The 15,079-nt window shown below is 68.9% G+C and carries 13 protein-coding genes and 1 pseudogene; 4 read left to right on the top strand and 10 right to left on the bottom strand.

Annotation, left to right across the window (positions count from 1 at the left end):
- Positions 1-124: 124 nt before the first annotated feature.
- The 3 genes from TY51_RS01690 to TY51_RS01680 are packed head-to-tail and all read right to left on the bottom strand — an operon-like array spanning position 125 to position 2,290.
- The gene (locus TY51_RS01690) at positions 125-493 is read right to left on the bottom strand and encodes a hypothetical protein (RefSeq protein ID WP_231558848.1); all 369 of its coding nucleotides are present in this window, start codon (positions 491-493) and stop codon (positions 125-127) included.
- A complete protein-coding gene (locus tag TY51_RS01685) occupies positions 490-1,314 on the bottom strand; it encodes a DUF58 domain-containing protein (protein ID WP_156117826.1) in 825 nt (274 codons plus the stop codon). Before TY51_RS01685 ends, TY51_RS01690 begins: the two co-directional genes overlap by 4 nt.
- A gap of 7 nt (positions 1,315-1,321) precedes the next feature.
- Positions 1,322-2,290, bottom strand: coding sequence for a MoxR family ATPase (locus TY51_RS01680; RefSeq protein WP_042245002.1), 969 nt, complete (start codon positions 2,288-2,290; stop codon positions 1,322-1,324).
- Positions 2,291-2,570: 280 nt separating this feature from the next.
- On the opposite strand from TY51_RS01680, the gene TY51_RS01675 reads away from it, so the two are divergent.
- The gene (locus TY51_RS01675; RefSeq protein WP_042244999.1) at positions 2,571-3,716 is read left to right on the top strand and encodes a DegT/DnrJ/EryC1/StrS aminotransferase family protein; all 1,146 of its coding nucleotides are present in this window, start codon (positions 2,571-2,573) and stop codon (positions 3,714-3,716) included.
- On the opposite strand, the gene TY51_RS01670 is transcribed toward TY51_RS01675, so the two are convergent.
- Positions 3,717-5,294 (bottom strand): GMC oxidoreductase, encoded by a 1,578-nt coding sequence (locus tag TY51_RS01670; protein WP_042244996.1) that lies wholly within the window; start codon positions 5,292-5,294, stop codon positions 3,717-3,719. It lies immediately after the preceding gene.
- Between the two features lie 641 nt (positions 5,295-5,935).
- Positions 5,936-6,556: a helix-turn-helix domain-containing protein gene (locus TY51_RS01665; RefSeq protein WP_231558847.1), complete on the bottom strand. Its 621-nt coding sequence runs from the start codon at positions 6,554-6,556 to the stop codon at positions 5,936-5,938.
- A 139-nt stretch (positions 6,557-6,695) separates the two neighbouring features.
- On the opposite strand from TY51_RS01665, the gene TY51_RS01660 reads away from it, so the two are divergent.
- From TY51_RS01660 to TY51_RS01650, 3 genes are all read left to right on the top strand, one after another.
- A complete protein-coding gene (locus TY51_RS01660) occupies positions 6,696-7,142 on the top strand; it encodes a VOC family protein (RefSeq protein ID WP_042244992.1) in 447 nt (148 codons plus the stop codon).
- Entirely contained in the window at positions 7,132-7,833 is a 702-nt protein-coding gene (locus tag TY51_RS01655) for a glutathione S-transferase family protein (protein ID WP_042245045.1), read from the top strand. The genes TY51_RS01660 and TY51_RS01655 overlap by 11 nt, the downstream gene beginning before the upstream one ends.
- Before the next feature lie 149 nt (positions 7,834-7,982).
- Positions 7,983-10,106 (top strand): esterase-like activity of phytase family protein, encoded by a 2,124-nt coding sequence (locus tag TY51_RS01650; protein ID WP_042245042.1) that lies wholly within the window; start codon positions 7,983-7,985, stop codon positions 10,104-10,106.
- Positions 10,107-10,945: 839 nt separating this feature from the next.
- On the opposite strand, the gene TY51_RS01645 is transcribed toward TY51_RS01650, so the two are convergent.
- The 5 genes and pseudogenes from TY51_RS01645 to TY51_RS01625 all read right to left on the bottom strand — a co-directional run bounded on the left by TY51_RS01645 (position 10,946) and on the right by TY51_RS01625 (position 15,075).
- The gene (locus TY51_RS01645; protein WP_042244989.1) at positions 10,946-11,848 is read right to left on the bottom strand and encodes an esterase family protein; all 903 of its coding nucleotides are present in this window, start codon (positions 11,846-11,848) and stop codon (positions 10,946-10,948) included.
- Positions 11,849-11,858: 10 nt separating this feature from the next.
- Entirely contained in the window at positions 11,859-12,107 is a 249-nt protein-coding gene (locus tag TY51_RS01640; RefSeq protein ID WP_197054598.1) for a hypothetical protein, read from the bottom strand.
- Positions 12,101-13,120, bottom strand: a complete 1,020-nt coding sequence (locus TY51_RS01635) for a hypothetical protein (protein ID WP_042244983.1) — start codon at positions 13,118-13,120, stop codon at positions 12,101-12,103. The genes TY51_RS01640 and TY51_RS01635 overlap by 7 nt, the downstream gene beginning before the upstream one ends.
- 118 nt (positions 13,121-13,238) lie before the next feature.
- Complete coding sequence (locus TY51_RS01630) at positions 13,239-13,829, bottom strand: hypothetical protein (RefSeq protein WP_042244980.1); 591 nt, start codon at positions 13,827-13,829, stop codon at positions 13,239-13,241.
- Positions 13,826-15,075, bottom strand: a pseudogene (locus TY51_RS01625) (DUF3131 domain-containing protein). Before TY51_RS01625 ends, TY51_RS01630 begins: the two are co-directional and overlap by 4 nt.
- Between the last annotated feature and the right edge of the window lie 4 nt (positions 15,076-15,079).

Here is a 15,079-nt window from a genome sequence, read left to right as displayed (position 1 = left end):
GCATGGGGGCAGGCAGGTGGTCCGGCACGGTCCAGCGCCGCGCGGGGCCGGATCACGGCGGCAGCAGCCAGCGCAGCAGCAGCGGCAGGGGGCAGCAGCGCCAGCAGCCAAGGGGCGGCCAGGCTCATCTGCGCCACGGGCGGCGGATGTGGGCGCGGCGGGCGATGGCCTCGATCCGGCGGTCGGGTGGCGGCGGGGCGGCGCCATAGGCGGCCGGGCGCAGCGCCGCGGGCAGATGGCCCAGCAGACGCGCGATCGCCAGCAGGCGGTCCGGCACCGGCAGCCCGCGCAGGGCGGTCACGCGCATCCGCCGGCGCGCCGCCCGGCGCCGGGTAAAGGGCAGCACCGCCAAGGCCAGCAGCAGGCCCGCGATCAGGCCCAGTGCCAGAAGGGCGGCCATCTCTGCGGGCGACAGGACGGCCATCGGCGTGGGCAAACGGACCGGGGACAGCGCCTGCATCAGCTGGTCGTGGGTCATCGCGTCGGGGTTCACGGCTCGACCGGCCTTGCGACGACGCCCATCGCGGCCAGCCGGTCGGTCTGGCCGCCCAGATCGGCAGGCTGCAGGCGCAGCAGCCGCGTGGCCCCGCCATGCCGGACGGGCAGCGGACGGGCGGGCGGCGCGGTCTCCAGCGGATCCAGGATCAGCGCGACCTCCAATCGGCGGCCGCGGGCCAGGCGCGACAGCGCGGCCTCGGCGCCGTGCCAGCCATCGGGGGCGGTGGCCAGGATGACATGGGCGCCGGTCGGCGCGGTGCGGGCGGCCAGGGACAGCGCCTCGGTCAGCGGTGCGGTGTCGGCGGCATCGGCCAGCGCGGCGGCGTGACGGTCGACCAGCAGCTGGCACAGGGTCAGCATGTGGCGCGCGCCGGTCGCGGGGGCCAGCACGCGGACCCCCGCCCCTTCGGCGATGACCAGACCCACCGCACCCTGACGCGCCACCGCCTGCCAGCCAAGCGCCGCCAAGTGCAGCGCCCCGCGCACCGACCGCAGCGCGTCGCCCGTGCCCCACAGCATCGGGCGGCGCAGGTCGGCGATCAGCAGCGTGATGTCGTCGCGATCCTCGTGCAGGGCGCGGACATGCGGCACGCCCGTGCGCGCGCTGGCCGACGGGTCCATCCGGCGCGGATCGTCGCCGGGGACATAGGCGCGGATCTCTCTCAGGTCCATGCCGCTGCCCGGATGCCGCGAGGCCATGACCCCCGCCCGCCGCGCCATCGGCCGCCTGCGGGAACCGGCGCCCTGCCCCGCCTGCAGGTCGACCAGCGCCGCCAGCGTCAGCGCGATGCCGGGCGCGGTCCGCCAGTCGGTCATGGCGCCCCTACCACGGGGCGACCTGCCGCAGCGCCTCGGCGATCAGGCGGCGGCCATCCTGACCCTCGCTGACGGCCTTCCAGTTCGGGACGAGCCGATGGGCCAGCGCGTCGGGGGCCAGGGCCTGCACGTCCTCGGGCAGGCCGTGATCACGACCCTGAAGCCAGGCCCGCGCCCGCACCGCCGCCGCCAGCGCCAGCGTCCCGCGCGGAGAGACCGGGTGTTCGACCGCCCCCGCCAGCACCCCGCCGGGCCGTGTCGCCAGCACCAGCCGGATGATGAAATCCTTGAGCACGGGGGCCAGCGTCACCGCCGCCACCTGTACCCGCGCCCGGTCCAGTTCGGCGGCCGTCACCTGCGACAGCACGGCGGCGATGCTGCCGCGCCCCTCTGCCTCGACCAGGTCCAGGATGGCGCGTTCGTCGTCGGCGCCGGGCAGGTCCAGCCGCAGATGCAGCAGAAAGCGGTCCATCTGCGCCTCGGGCAGCGGAAAGGTGCCTTCGTGTTCGATCGGGTTCTGGGTGGCCACGACCATGAAGGGCTGCGGCAGGGGGCGGGTCACGCCGCCGGTGGTGACCTGCCCTTCGGCCATCGCCTCCAGCAGGGCTGATTGCACCTTGGGCGGGGCGCGGTTGATTTCGTCCACCAGGACGATGTTGTGAAAGACCGGGCCGGGCAGGAAATCGAACCCCCCGGTCTCGGGGCGAAAGATCTGGCTGCCGGTCAGGTCCGACGGCAGCAGGTCGGGCGTGCACTGGATCCGGGCATGTTCGCCCGGCAGGCGCGCGGCCAGTTGCTTGACCGCCCGGGTCTTGGCGATGCCCGGCGGCCCCTCCAGCAGGACATGGCCGCCGGTCAGGTACGCGATCAGCAGGCGTTCGACCAGCCAGTCGTGCCCCACCAGCGTCCCCGCCACGTCGCCTGCCACGGCCCTGACGCTGGCGCGGGCCAGATCGACATCGGAATGATCGTCCATGAGCGCCCCTCGGATTGCTTGCAGATGGTGCAGCGGCTTGGGCGGCATGGCCAGCCGGCCCGCACCGCGCTGCCACCAAAGTCGGGCAGCCCGCCCGGGGTGCGGCTGTGCGATGGCCCTCCTCCGCCACCGCAAGTGGAGTCACGCCATTGTGGGGGGCAGCGGCGGCCATTGCGACGTCAACACCATGCCGATTTCGCAACTGCCCCTTGCCGTCCGGGGCGTGGCGCGGGATGCTGCACGGCGCGCAATCCAGCGCCCATCGCATACGGAGCGGACAGTGCCAGACGTCGGTCTCAGAGAGTGGTTCGCGGTCGGCCGCGCCATCGCAAGCGGCAGTCTGCTGCGCTATGACAGCGGGGCCAGCCGGACGGCCCTGTTCGAACGCGAAATGGCCGCCGAAACCGGTGCCGCGCATGTGCTGGCCGTCAATTCGGGGACCAGCGCGCTGATCGCGGCGCTTGCCGCCGCAGGCATCGGTCCCGGAGACGAGGTGCTGGTGCCGGCCTATACCTGGATGGCGACGGCCGCCGCCCCGGTGCAGGTGGGCGCCGTGCCGATCCTGGTCGACATCGACGAGACGCTGACGATGGACCCCGAGGACATCCGGGCCAAGATCACCCCCTATACCCGCGCGATCATCCCCGTGCACATGGTCAACGCGCCCTGCGACATGGACGCGATCATGGCGATCGCCAAGGAGCACGGCCTGATCGTCATCGAAGATTCATCTCAGGCCGTGGGCATCCGCTACAAGGACCGGCATTGCGGCGCGATCGGCGACCTGGGCGTGTTCAGCTTCAACCGCATGAAGAACATGAACATCGGCGAAGGCGGGGCCGTCCTGACCAGCGACGAGCGCTATTTCATCCGGGCGCGCAGCTATCACGACCTGGGGTCGATGGTGCGCCAGCACGGCGACCGCCTGAACGAGCCGGAATTCGTCGGCACGAACATGAAGGTCACCGAGATGGACGGCGCCATGCTGCGCGTCCAACTGAAGAAGGTGGTCCCGATGCTGCGCCGCATGCAAAAACGCCGCGCCGTCCTGGCCGAGATCCTGGATCACAGCAGCGAATTCAGGGTCACGCCGCACAACGACCCCGCATCGGCCGTCAGCCTGTCGATCCTGGCCCCGACCCGCGAAAAGGCCATCGAACTGACGGGCCGCCGCGGCGTCCACAACCGGCTGCGCGACAGTTCCAAGCACCTCTATACCAACTGGGAGCCGATCCTGAACAAGCGGACCTTCCACCCCAAGATGAACCCCTGGGCCTGGGCCAAGCGCGACATCGAGTATACGCCCGACATGTGCGCCCGCACGCTGGAGATCCTGGACCGGACCTGCATCATCACCCTGGGGATGCGCTATCCCACCCCGCTGATGGCGATGGTGGCCCGCAAGCTTGCTGCGGGCCAGAGCTGATCAGCGGGCTGCCGCATGCGCCGCGGCGCGTGCGGTCAGCATCATCATCGTCAGGGTCGGATTGTGAACATGCTGGCGGGGGAAAGACGCCCCGTCGGTGACGTAAAGGCCCGGCACGTCCCAGCATTCGTTGTTCATGTCCACGACCGAGGTCGCGGGATCGGTGCCCATCCGGGCAGTGCCGCATTCATGCACGCTTGTCCCGCCGGGCGACAGGTCGGTGTTCACGATCACGTCCGTCAGCCCGATATCCTCTGCCAGATCGCGGATGATCTGTGCCTGACGTTCGGCCAGGACGCGCTGATCGTCAGAGTGCCGGAACCGGATCACCGGAACCGGGATGCCATAGCGGTCGGTCTGCGACGGCGACAGGGTCACACGGTTCCATGGGTCCGGCAGCATCTCGGCGAACGAGACGATGTCGACGCGCGCGGTCCCGTCGGGGCGCGGATGCACGTGGATCTGCATGCTGATCGACTGATGCAGCGACGGGTCGGGCGGTATGTGAATGCAGCGACCGGGTTCCGCCTGCTCGGGCAGGACGTCGTCCGATCCGGCGCGATAGCCGGTCCCGCTCATGACCGCGTGGTCCATCAGGTGACGGCCCAAGGCCGGCGACTGCGTCCCGATGCCCGCGTCGTCACCGTCCGTCCGCGACAGCAGCAGGATGCGCGTGCTCTCGATCGCCGAGGCGCAGAGGAACACGATCGGCGCATGGACGGTCCGCACGGTGCCCGTCCGGCTGTCGGTCCATTCCACGCCATCGACCGCACCCGAGCTGTCCTTCAGCACGCGCCGCACCACGGCCCCCGCCTGAAACGCCATGCGACCGGTGCCGGCCGCGATGTCCAGCCATGACAGCGGCGGCGCGAAATTCCCCAGAACGGGCCGCGCCCGCGGCCATCTGGACCGGATCGCGCCCATGATCGCCTGCTCCGACGCCGTCGGCTGCAGGACACCCGCCAGGCGGCTGGTATCCGGGCCGGGATCGGTCTGGGCACCGCCGCGCAGCTGCAGCTTGTCCTCGACCCAGCCGTACCAGTCGTCGACCTCTTCCAGCGCAAAGGGCCAGGCATTGTCGGGACAGTTGGACCCGTCCGGTTTCATTCCTGAAAGCCGGTAATACTGGCGGCCATGCCCCGGAACTGTCATGCGCCCGCCCGGCTGACGGGCGCGGAACCACAGGAACTGGCTGCCGTCCTCGGTCTGATAAGGACAGTCGCGGTCGTCGACCAGCACGTTGGGGGCCATCGCCCAGGCAAAGCATCGCGACTGCACAGGTTGCCGGGCACGACCCAGCAGGCGGAACGCGCGTTCGCCAAAGCGGGCAAGGCTGGGCGGGAACCTGCTTTCGGCACCTGTCCGGTCCAAAACCCGTGCGACGGCCGTCAGGGCCCTGGTGATGGGATTGATGGGGGCTGATCCGGCAGACCCTGCCTCCAGCACCGCCACGCGCATCCCCGCCTCGCTCAGCGCTGCCGCGGCGACGCCGCCCGCCGCACCCGAGCCGACGACGATCGCATCGAACCGGCTGCCATCCGCGATGGATGCATGCTTCCATGATGTGGCTGCCGTCATGGTTTCACGGGCCCACGGGTGGAACCGTCCACGCCGGGTGTCGTCCTGGATTCCTGACCCCGGCTAAATGCCACCCTTCCCCGTTTGGGGATGTCGAAACCTATCCAAAATAGGGACTTACTGAAATTCACCTGATCATCCATGCGGTCAAAATGCGCCACGATCCAAGACGTTCCTGATCTTACGGTTTTTTGACGGATGCGCCTTCCTGACAGGTCGCACCCTTGGCGCAAAGGTGACAAGGGCGCACACCGGCGGGCCATCAGAACGCGGCATCAAATACTCCATGCGTAAAAACGGCATCTGTTATCGCCTTCTGCCATGTCGACCATGCAATTGATCGCACGCACGGTAATTTCACGAGCGGCATAAGGGATTGGCATCGATTACATGAATAAGACAAGTTCACGACTGTGACAACTGCACTTGAAACGGATCGCCTGCGCACACAATAGATCCACCAGCAGGCAGGCCGGTCGCCATATGAACCCAAGATATTGAATTTAAATGATACTGCACCATTGACCCGGTGGGTAGGCAGGCACCTCCGCGACGATAAATCCAAAAGCGATGCGTCAATATATATTTATTGGCATTTTTGATTCGGGCGGCGGCGCCGAAACGACCTGCTTGGATTAACGCTACCGGCCGCCATTTGGCGCTGCGGTCTTTTCCGGCAGATTGAACAGGTCGATGAAACGCCGCAGGGTTTCGGGCGCGCCGCGGCACGTCACCCCTGCCACCTCGGGCGCGACGTTGCCGTAGAACAACGCGGCCAGCCGGGGTGCGGTTTCGGCCTCGAAGGCCAGATCGGCCGCGTCGGGACGGCCCCGGACGACCTCCAGCCGCGATTGTGCAAGCCGCAGCGAAAAGTGCGCGTCGCCGACCGTCACGGCCGCCGTCACCGACAGCCCCGCAGCCGCCTGACGATCCAACATCGTGCGCAGCGACATCATGAAGGACGCCGCCGACAAGGGCAGCGTCGGGTCATGCAGCGGAGAGGCGGCGGCCCAGCGCCCGATCTCCTGCAGGATGGGTTCGGCCGACTGGCCCCAAGCTGTCAGCCGATAAACCTGGGCGGGTGCGGGATCGGACAGCGTGGCGCGACACAGGATGCCGCTGCGCTCCATCCCGGCCAGCCGTTCGGTCAGGACCTTGGCACTGATGCCGGGCAAATCCGCCCGCAGGTCGGTGAACCGGCGCGGCCCGAACATCAGCTCGCGCAGGATCAGCAGCGACCAGCGTTCTCCCAGCAGTTCCATGCCAAAGGCGCTGCCACAGGCATCGTCGTACCAGCGGCCATGGGCTGGTTCCGGCTGGACAGTTTCTTTTGGTAACTTCATGGTTGATTTAAGTAACCAGACGCCCCCATCCTGTCAACACCACAGGAGGAGCGAATCGATGACCCGGATGATCTTCGTCAACCTGCCCGTCACCGACCTGGCGCGGGCGACCGCCTTTTACCAGGCGATCGGTTTCACCAAGAACGACATGTTCTCGAACGAACAGGCCAGCGGCATGGTCTGGTCGGACACGATCCACGTGATGCTGCTGGACCACGCGTTTTACGGCACCTTCACCGACAAGACTATCATCGACGCCCGCACCCAGACCGGCGTCCTGCTGTGCCTCACCTTCGACAGCCGCGCGGCGGTCGACGACATTCACCGCCGCGCCCGCGCCGCAGGCGGGCACGAGACGCGCGCGATCGAGGATCAGGGTTTCATGTATGGCGGCGCCTTCGACGACCCCGATGGCCACGGGTGGGAAACGGTGTGGATGGACCCCGCCGCGGCCCAGGACGGTCCCCCCGACATGCTGGATACCGGTGGTCGCCATGCCGGTTGATCCCGCGGCCCCGATCACCATCACCGCCTTTGACTGGGTGCCCGATTTCGCCAAGGGCCAGGTCCGCGACCTGCGCGTCAGATGGGCGCTGGAGGAGGTGGGCCAGCCCTATGCCGTGCGCCTGCTGCCCCAGGGCGCGCAGAAACAGCCGCCGCATCGGGCGCGCCAGCCCTTCGGCCAGGTGCCGACACTGGAGGACGGCGACCTGACCCTGTTCGAAAGCGGTGCGATCGTCTGGCACATCGCCGAACGGTTTCCCGGCCTGATGCCGCAGGCACCGTCGGCGCGGGCGATGCAGCTGGAATGGGCCTTTGCCGCCCTGAACACGCTGGAACCGCCACTCATGGATCACGCCATGGCGACGCTGTTCGAGGCCGAAGAGCCGTGGTCGGCGCCCCGCCTGCCCGGCATCCTGGCCCGCATCGACGAACGCCTGCAAGCGGCGTCGGACCGGCTTGGCACGGCAGACTGGTTCGGCGGCGATTTCGGACCGGGCGATCTGCTGATGGTTTCGGTCCTGCGCATGGCGGACGGGATGCTGGCCCCCTATCCCAACCTTGCCGCCTATGTGGCGCGCGGGACGGCCCGCGATGCGTTCGGCCGCGCCCTGGACGACCACATAGCCGGGTTCACCGGCGCGCCGCCCCCGGAATACCTGGACTGGGAACGCCGGATGTCAGACCAGCCCTGAGGACTGGCCGCTGGCTTGTCGCACAAGCGCCATGATTTCGTCGCAGGACCGACATCGACAGCGATCAAAGAAGACCCCGAACCAAAACGGGGGATTCCACGGTGCAAAAATTTGCCCTTCTGACGTCGGCGATCGCGCTGGCGACCGCCATGCCTGCGATGGCCCAGACCACCTTCGACCGCCTTGCCACCTTTGCCACGCCCGACAACATGGCCGAGGGAGAGGACCGGTCGCGCCCGACCTCGGCCGAGATCATCTCGGCCTCCGAGGATGGCAACACCCTGGTCTATTCCGACAGCCCCCTCGGGGTGCTGGGCTTTGTGGACATCACCGATCCGGCGGCCCCCGTGCCCTTGGGCAACGTCGCCATGGACGGAGAGCCCACGACCGCGGTGATCATCGGCGACCGGGTGTTCGTCGGCGTGGACACCTCGACCTCGTTCACCGAGCCGTCGGGTCAGCTGCGCGTGCTGGACCTGGAAACGCATGAGGTCCTGGCATCCTGCGATCTGGGCGGGCAGCCCGACTCCGTCGCCCGCGCCGAGGATGGCAGCTTTCTGGCCGTCGCGATCGAGAACCAGCGCGACGAGGACCTGAACGACGGCGCCCTGCCCCAGATGCCCGCCGGCTATGTGGTCAAGCTGGGCGTCGCCGACGGCACGCTGGACTGCGACGGACAGAACCGCATCGACATGACCGGCCTGGCCGACATCGGCGCCGATGACCCGGAACCGGAATATGTCGACATCAACGCCGCCGGAGAGATCGTCGTCACCCTGCAGGAGAACAACCATATCGTCGTGATCGGCGCCGATGGCACCGTCGCGTCGCATTTCAGCGCCGGCACGGTCAGCCTCGACGAAATCGACACCCGCGATGACGGCGCGCTGACCTTTGACGGCACGCTGGCGGACATTCCGCGCGAACCCGACGCCGTCAAATGGATCGACGCCGACCATTTCGCGACCGCGAACGAGGGCGACTATCAGGGCGGATCGCGCGGCTGGACGATCTTTCACCGCGACGGCACGGTCGTATACGACTCGGGCAACAGCTTCGAGCATGCGGTGATCCAGGCCGGCCACTATCCCGACAAGCGGTCGGACGCCAAGGGGGTCGAGCCGGAATCGATCGAGGTGGCGACCTTTGACGGCACGCCCCACGTCTTCGTCGTCTCGGAACGCGGATCGCTGATCGGCGTCTATGACATCACCGATCTGACCGCGCCGCGCCTGACCCAACTGCTGCCGTCGGGCATCAGCCCCGAAGGCATCGTCGCCCTGCCCGCCCGCAACCTGCTGGTCACCGCCAACGAGGCCGACCTGGGCGAGGATGGCGGCGCACGCGCCCATGTCATGCTGTTCGCGGCCACCGACGAGCCCGCCCGCTATCCGATGATCACCTCGGACGGTGCGGACACGCTGATCGGCTGGGGCGCGCTGTCGGGCCTGGCCGCGGGCGACGCGCCCGGCCAGCTGTTCGCCGTGTCGGACAGCGCCTATGGCGCGCAGCCGGCGATCTATACCATCGACGCAACGCAGACCCCGGCGCGGATCACCGCGAAGACGCTCGTGACCCGCAATGGCGATCCGGCGCAGAAGCTGGACCTGGAAGGCATCGCGCCCGACGGTCAGGGCGGCTTCTGGCTGGCATCCGAGGGTCGCAGCGACCGCCTGATCCCGCACGCGATCTATCACGTAGACGCGGAAGGCGAGATCCTGGAGGAGATCGGCCTGCCCGCCGAACTGCTGGCCCAGGAGGTCCGGTTCGGGTTCGAGGGGATCGCCCTGCAGGGCGACCGCCTGTGGATGGCCGTTCAGCGCGAATGGGGCGACGATCCCGCCGGACAGGTCAAGCTGGTCTCCTATGACCTGCAGACGCAGGAATGGGGCGCCGTCGCCTATCCGCTGGAACCCGCGGGCGACGGTTGGATGGGCCTGTCCGAGATCGCGATCGACGGCGACTGGGCCTATCTGGTCGAGCGCGACAACCTGATCGGCGACGCCGCCGCGGTCAAGGCGCTGTTCCGCGTGCCGCTGACCGACCTGGCCCCCGTCGCGCTTGGCGAGACCCTGCCGGTGGTGACCAAGGAACTGGTCCGCGACCTGATCCCCGACCTGCAGGCGCAGAACGGCTATGTCGTGGACAAGGTCGAGGGATTTGCCATCGACGCTGCCGGGACGGGCTGGATGGTCACCGACAATGACGGCACCGACGACAGCTCGGGCGAGACCCTGTTCTGGTCCACGGGCAACATGCGCGACGCGCAGTGACCCGACACGGGTGCGGGTTTGCCCGCACCCGTCCCTTGGGCTGGGCGATTTTTGTGGCCCAGCGATACCATAAGCCGAAATATCCCTGTGCGCCTGAATTGCCGGCGCAACCTGGGTGATTCATAGCGGCGGTCAGTGCGTATACTGCACCCGGCGCATTCGGGCCGGGCAAGATCGGCCGCCAGCGCAACGTCGCAGGTCATCAGCCCGGCCATTCCTCGAACTGCTGCACAAGCTCTCCGTTACAGGCCAGGTCGCGGTGCTTTCCGTCTCTCGGTCCAGTCACGACAGGCCTCCTCGACCACCATGCCTAGTGGCTTTTCGAGTAGATACCGAGGGGAGGCCGACCCGGCCGCAGTCGTTCATTTCGCCTTACTATTCAAGAGTATCAAGCCCTGGCGCAGACTACCGTGTACTCTCAGCCAGGAGAGCCGACTGCACCCCACGTTAACGGCTCCTCGACCACAGTCGGCAAATCTAGACTGCAGCGCAGACCACTTTAATCTTGGCAACGGCAGTGGGCCAAGGCCAATCAACTCCTCAAGGCCGGGCGCGCCATGCTGCCGTCCGATCAGTGCCAGCTTGGCTGTCACCAGATCGTGCCTCCGGTGCATTTGGTCATTCTGACCGCCCGCAACCGGGTCGAAAACCTGCTAGTGACGGGTTATACATTTGGCCTGCGGAATCGCACCCCTGCCCTGCGCAGGCATGCAGGCGCGTCAGTTGATTGTCCCCCGAAAAAAGTTGGTGTGGAGAGTTACGGTGTCACGAACAGCGCGCACGTGCATTATTCGAGGACCGGCAGGACCATCGGACCTGCGCCCCGGTGCATAAGACGCCTATTCCCCGTAATCGCGGGACAGCACGGCGTCGACATGCAGCAGGGCGCCCTCCAGCATGGCGCGCCAGGCAGGCCAATCGTGCCCTCCTTCGGTCACGCGAAAGCGGTGGCGGATGCCCGCATTGCGCAGGGCGATGTGCAGTTGGGCCGTCCCCTCGAAGAAGCTGTCGTCCGACCCGGTATCGACATAGATCGACGGGATGCGCGACAGACTGGACGCACCGGCAGCCATCGCCGCGGGGCTGAACCCGTTCCACCGGTCGGTCAGCCGCGCCGTGCCCGCAAGGCCCGGCCCCAGGAGGGTCGCGAAGCGGTCGGCATAGTCGTCGGGCGACAGCGCCATCAACTGTTCGTCCGTGCGCAGCGCCGGGCTCAGCGCCGCGGCTCCTGTGAACAGGTCGGGATGATCCAGCCGATAGACCAGCGCCGCGAACCCGCCCATAGAGATGCCCATGACCGCCCGCCGGTCGGGCAGCACCGGGTGGCGCGCCTCGATCGCGGGCATCACGTCTTCCAGAAAGGCGGTCTGCCAGCGCGCGGCCCCGTCCGCGTCGTCCAGGAAATAGCTGGCCGGGCCGTCATCCGGCCGCCGTCCGTCCGGCGCGACCGCGATCAGGGGCCGGATCCGGCCCTCGGCGATCAATCGGTCCAGCACCTGATCGACCCCCGCCAGCGTGAACCAGTCGGACGGCTGCCCCGTCCCACCGCCATGCAGCAGGTACAGGACCGGATAGTCGCGCCCGCCCCCCTCGCTGCCGGGCGGCAGGTAGATGTCATAGGACAGCGCCCGCCCCAAGACGGGGCTGAAGACCGATTCCCCCATCCGCACCTCCGCCCGCGGCGCGGCGGGCAAGGCGATAGCCATCAGCAGGGTCAGCAGTACAAGGCGGATGCGGGTCATGGAGCCTCTCTCAGAAGGACAGATCATAGGTCAGCGACAGGGTGCCGTCCCGCAGGCGGGTGGCGTGCCCGTCGCCGCGGTTCCAGGGAAACCGGTTGGCGGCATGGTTGGCATAGCTGACGCGCAGGCGCTCGGTCACCTTCCACGTCGCGCTGTAGGTATAGTCGGGGTCCCAAGGCTGCTGCACGCCCGCCGCATAGGCATGGGCCGACAGCCCCAGGGACAACCGCTCGGTCAGCCTGACGCCACAGGTCAGCACCAGCGCATCCCGGGTCGGATCGGGCAGCGCGACGCGCATCCGGCAATCGGCCCCCGCCCTGCCGGCAGGGGGATCCGCGGCAGGGTCAGGTCCGCGCGCACCCTGCCGTCCAGCAGCCCGCCCCAGGAACCGTCCAGGCGGATAGCCTTGCTGGCATAGCTCAGCGACAGGCGGTCGGTCGCGCGCCACGTCAGGGCATAGGTGACGTCGGGGTTCCGCCCCGCCCAGGTGCGGCCGGTCACGCCCAGGTTCAGCGTGAACCTGTCCGACAGCCGCGCGGCACAGCCCAGCGTCAACCGCGCAGGCCCCAGACCCCCATCGCCGCGGGCAGACCGCAGCGCCGCCCCGGCAGTCACGCCGCAGGACAGGCGCAACCGCCGCGCCAGCTCGGTCAGGTCCGCCGGCGGCTGCGCCGAGGCGGGAACGTCGCAGCCGGTCCCCCCGGACAGGCACAGCGCGGGCGAGGCGGGGAACATGGCCAGGCGATAGCCGTCCCGTGCCAGCGGCGGCGCAATGCTGTCGCGGCGGCTCTGGCGGGCAGGCGTGGCCGGATCGGCATCGATCGGGCGCGCGGCAATGAGGTGTTCGGGTCCCGACCCGGCCAGAACCCATTCGGCCAGATAGTGGGCAAGCGTTTCGGCGTTCACCGCGTCGGGAACCAGCGGCCGGGGACTGGCGGTGGCCGGCACACGGGTCACCAGCCGGGTGCCAGACCAGATGTGGCAGGCATCCCCGCGGATGCAATCCAGGTGCAGCGGGCGCGCCCGCGCATCGCCGTCAGGCATCACCACCGCCGAGCCGTCAGGATACAGACGATAGCGCCATTCCCCCAGCCGGCCGACCTGCGATCGCGACCAGACATGGGCGTTGGGGGTATCCGACAGGACCTCGACCGCGCCCGGCACGGCCGGATCGTCGGTGCGCAGGATCTGGGGGCCGGGCCAGGCAGCCGCGGCGCCCGCGACCCAGATTGCCACGGCCGCGACCATCAGGATATGCGCCCACCGCTGCATCGATCAACCCCGGCACCGCATCGCCTGCAGCGCCAGGATCGCGCGCGGGACATCCGTGCTGGCCTTTGGCCCCAGCGCCGCCTGCAACGCAATCTGGCTGCGTGGGCCCAGCACGCTATCATCGGGGCCAGGGTCCTGTCCGGCCGCCAGCAACATCCGCTGCAGCGTGTGCGCGGGCGTGTCGCCGAGCAGCGCCGGATCGGGCCGGCATTCCATCGCCAAACGGCGCGGCGCCTGACCGGCCGCGGTGGCCAGCGCGGCGGCAGGGGCAGCCCGCGCCCTGATCCGGCACGTCATCGGGCAGGCCGGTCGGAAACGCCGGGGCCGCGCGGCGCAGGTCGGCCGCGGTCACGGCCTGCCCGGTCAGACAGCGCCCCAAGGCGGCGGCGACGCGGTCGGCACCCGCGTCAGGCGCGCCGGTCTCCGCGGTCCGGCAGGTCGGTTCGGCGCAATCGACCCGGATCTGCCAGCGCGGCGCGCCGAGGTCGTCGGACAGGACCGCCGTGCCGTCCCCGAAGATGCGATAGACCAAGCCGTCCACGCGGCCCTGCTGCCACAGGCCCGGAAACCGCGCGGTCGGCACGTCGGCGCTGACCTGTCGGACGTCCTGTGCGCCCGGCAGGGGTCGGTCCAGCGCCGGACCGACGCAGGGGGCGGCGGCGGACCACGTGGGCCAAGCCAGCGCCAGGATCAGCAGGACCGCCCTCATGGCGCGCGCCGCAGCAGCGGGCCGGTGGCCTTGAACGCCAGCGCCGCGAGGACCAGCGCGTTCGTGTTCGCGGTGACCGAGCCGTTGATGGTGCCGTCGGCCTCGTAGAGGCCCTCGGGCCAGCCGCGCAGGGGGTCGGCGGTGGGGGTCACGGCGTCGACCAGCTGCGCGGTATAGGGCGTGCCGTACAGCGCGTCCCAGCCGAAGGCGGCCTTGGTGGCCAGGGTGCGGCGGCTGTCGATCCGATCGCCCTGAAAGGTGAGGACGGACCATGGCGCGCCGCCGCCCCAGACGGTCGAATAGGCAAAGAACGGCGCCTCATCCAGATGTGTCTCGGTCACCGCGGTCAGTTGGCCGGTCTGGTCGTGGCGCGCCTGCTGGGCCAGATAGACCGCGGACGCGATGCGCGAGGACCGCGCGTCAAAGCCGAATTCCAACCCGTCGAACAGATAGGGCTCGCTGACGACAAAGGCCGGGATGCGGCCGCGATGCAAGCGCGTGTCGACGGGAATGTCCTGGCCCATCACGGACCGGATCATCGCGCGATCGGCGGGATCATAGGCGTGCACCACGTCGAACCCCGACAGCATCATCGCCTTGGCGGCGTATTGTTCATAGCCAGGCGCCCCTCCTGGTTCTCGCGGACCTCTCCGTCGACGACGCTGGTGCCGTACAGCTGGCCGTCGCGGACCATCCGGTCCAGCCGCCAGCCATCGGTCGCGGCCGCGATGGCCGGGGCCAGGTCGGGATGCGCGCCGCGCGCGATGGCCAGCGCCGACATCAGCCGCGCCATGTCCAGCGCCGACCAGCCCAGCCCTTGCTGGGTGGGCCGGTTGGCGTAATCGACCATCTTCAGCGACCGCGTGTCATAGGCCTTGTTAGGCAGGCTGTCCTGGAATAGCGGCAGCCGGTCCAGGCTGGTCAGGATGGCCGTCAGCCGCGCGCGGGCCTCGGCCGCGTCGATCAGCGCCAGCCGTTCAGCCGCGACGACGGCCACGATCAGGGACCCGGTCTCCCACATGGTGGTCGAGGGATAGCCGTCCACCGAATTCGCCAGCCCCGTGTCGGGATCGGTGTTGGTCCTGAAATACGTCCAGGCGATGGCGGCATGGTCCAGGTCGGCGGCGCTGGACCGGCCGGGGATGGTCAGCGGCAGCGGCGTGGTGGCCTCGATCGCGGCCAGGGCTGTGACGGGCGCCTGACCCGCCGCCGAGGGTCCGGCCTGTTCCAGCCAGGTCACGACCATCAGC

It is taken from the genome of Paracoccus sp. PAMC 22219 (assembly GCF_000787695.1).
In the GTDB taxonomy this organism is placed as follows: domain Bacteria; phylum Pseudomonadota; class Alphaproteobacteria; order Rhodobacterales; family Rhodobacteraceae; genus Paracoccus.
This window is presented reverse-complemented; position numbering and strand designations above follow the sequence as displayed.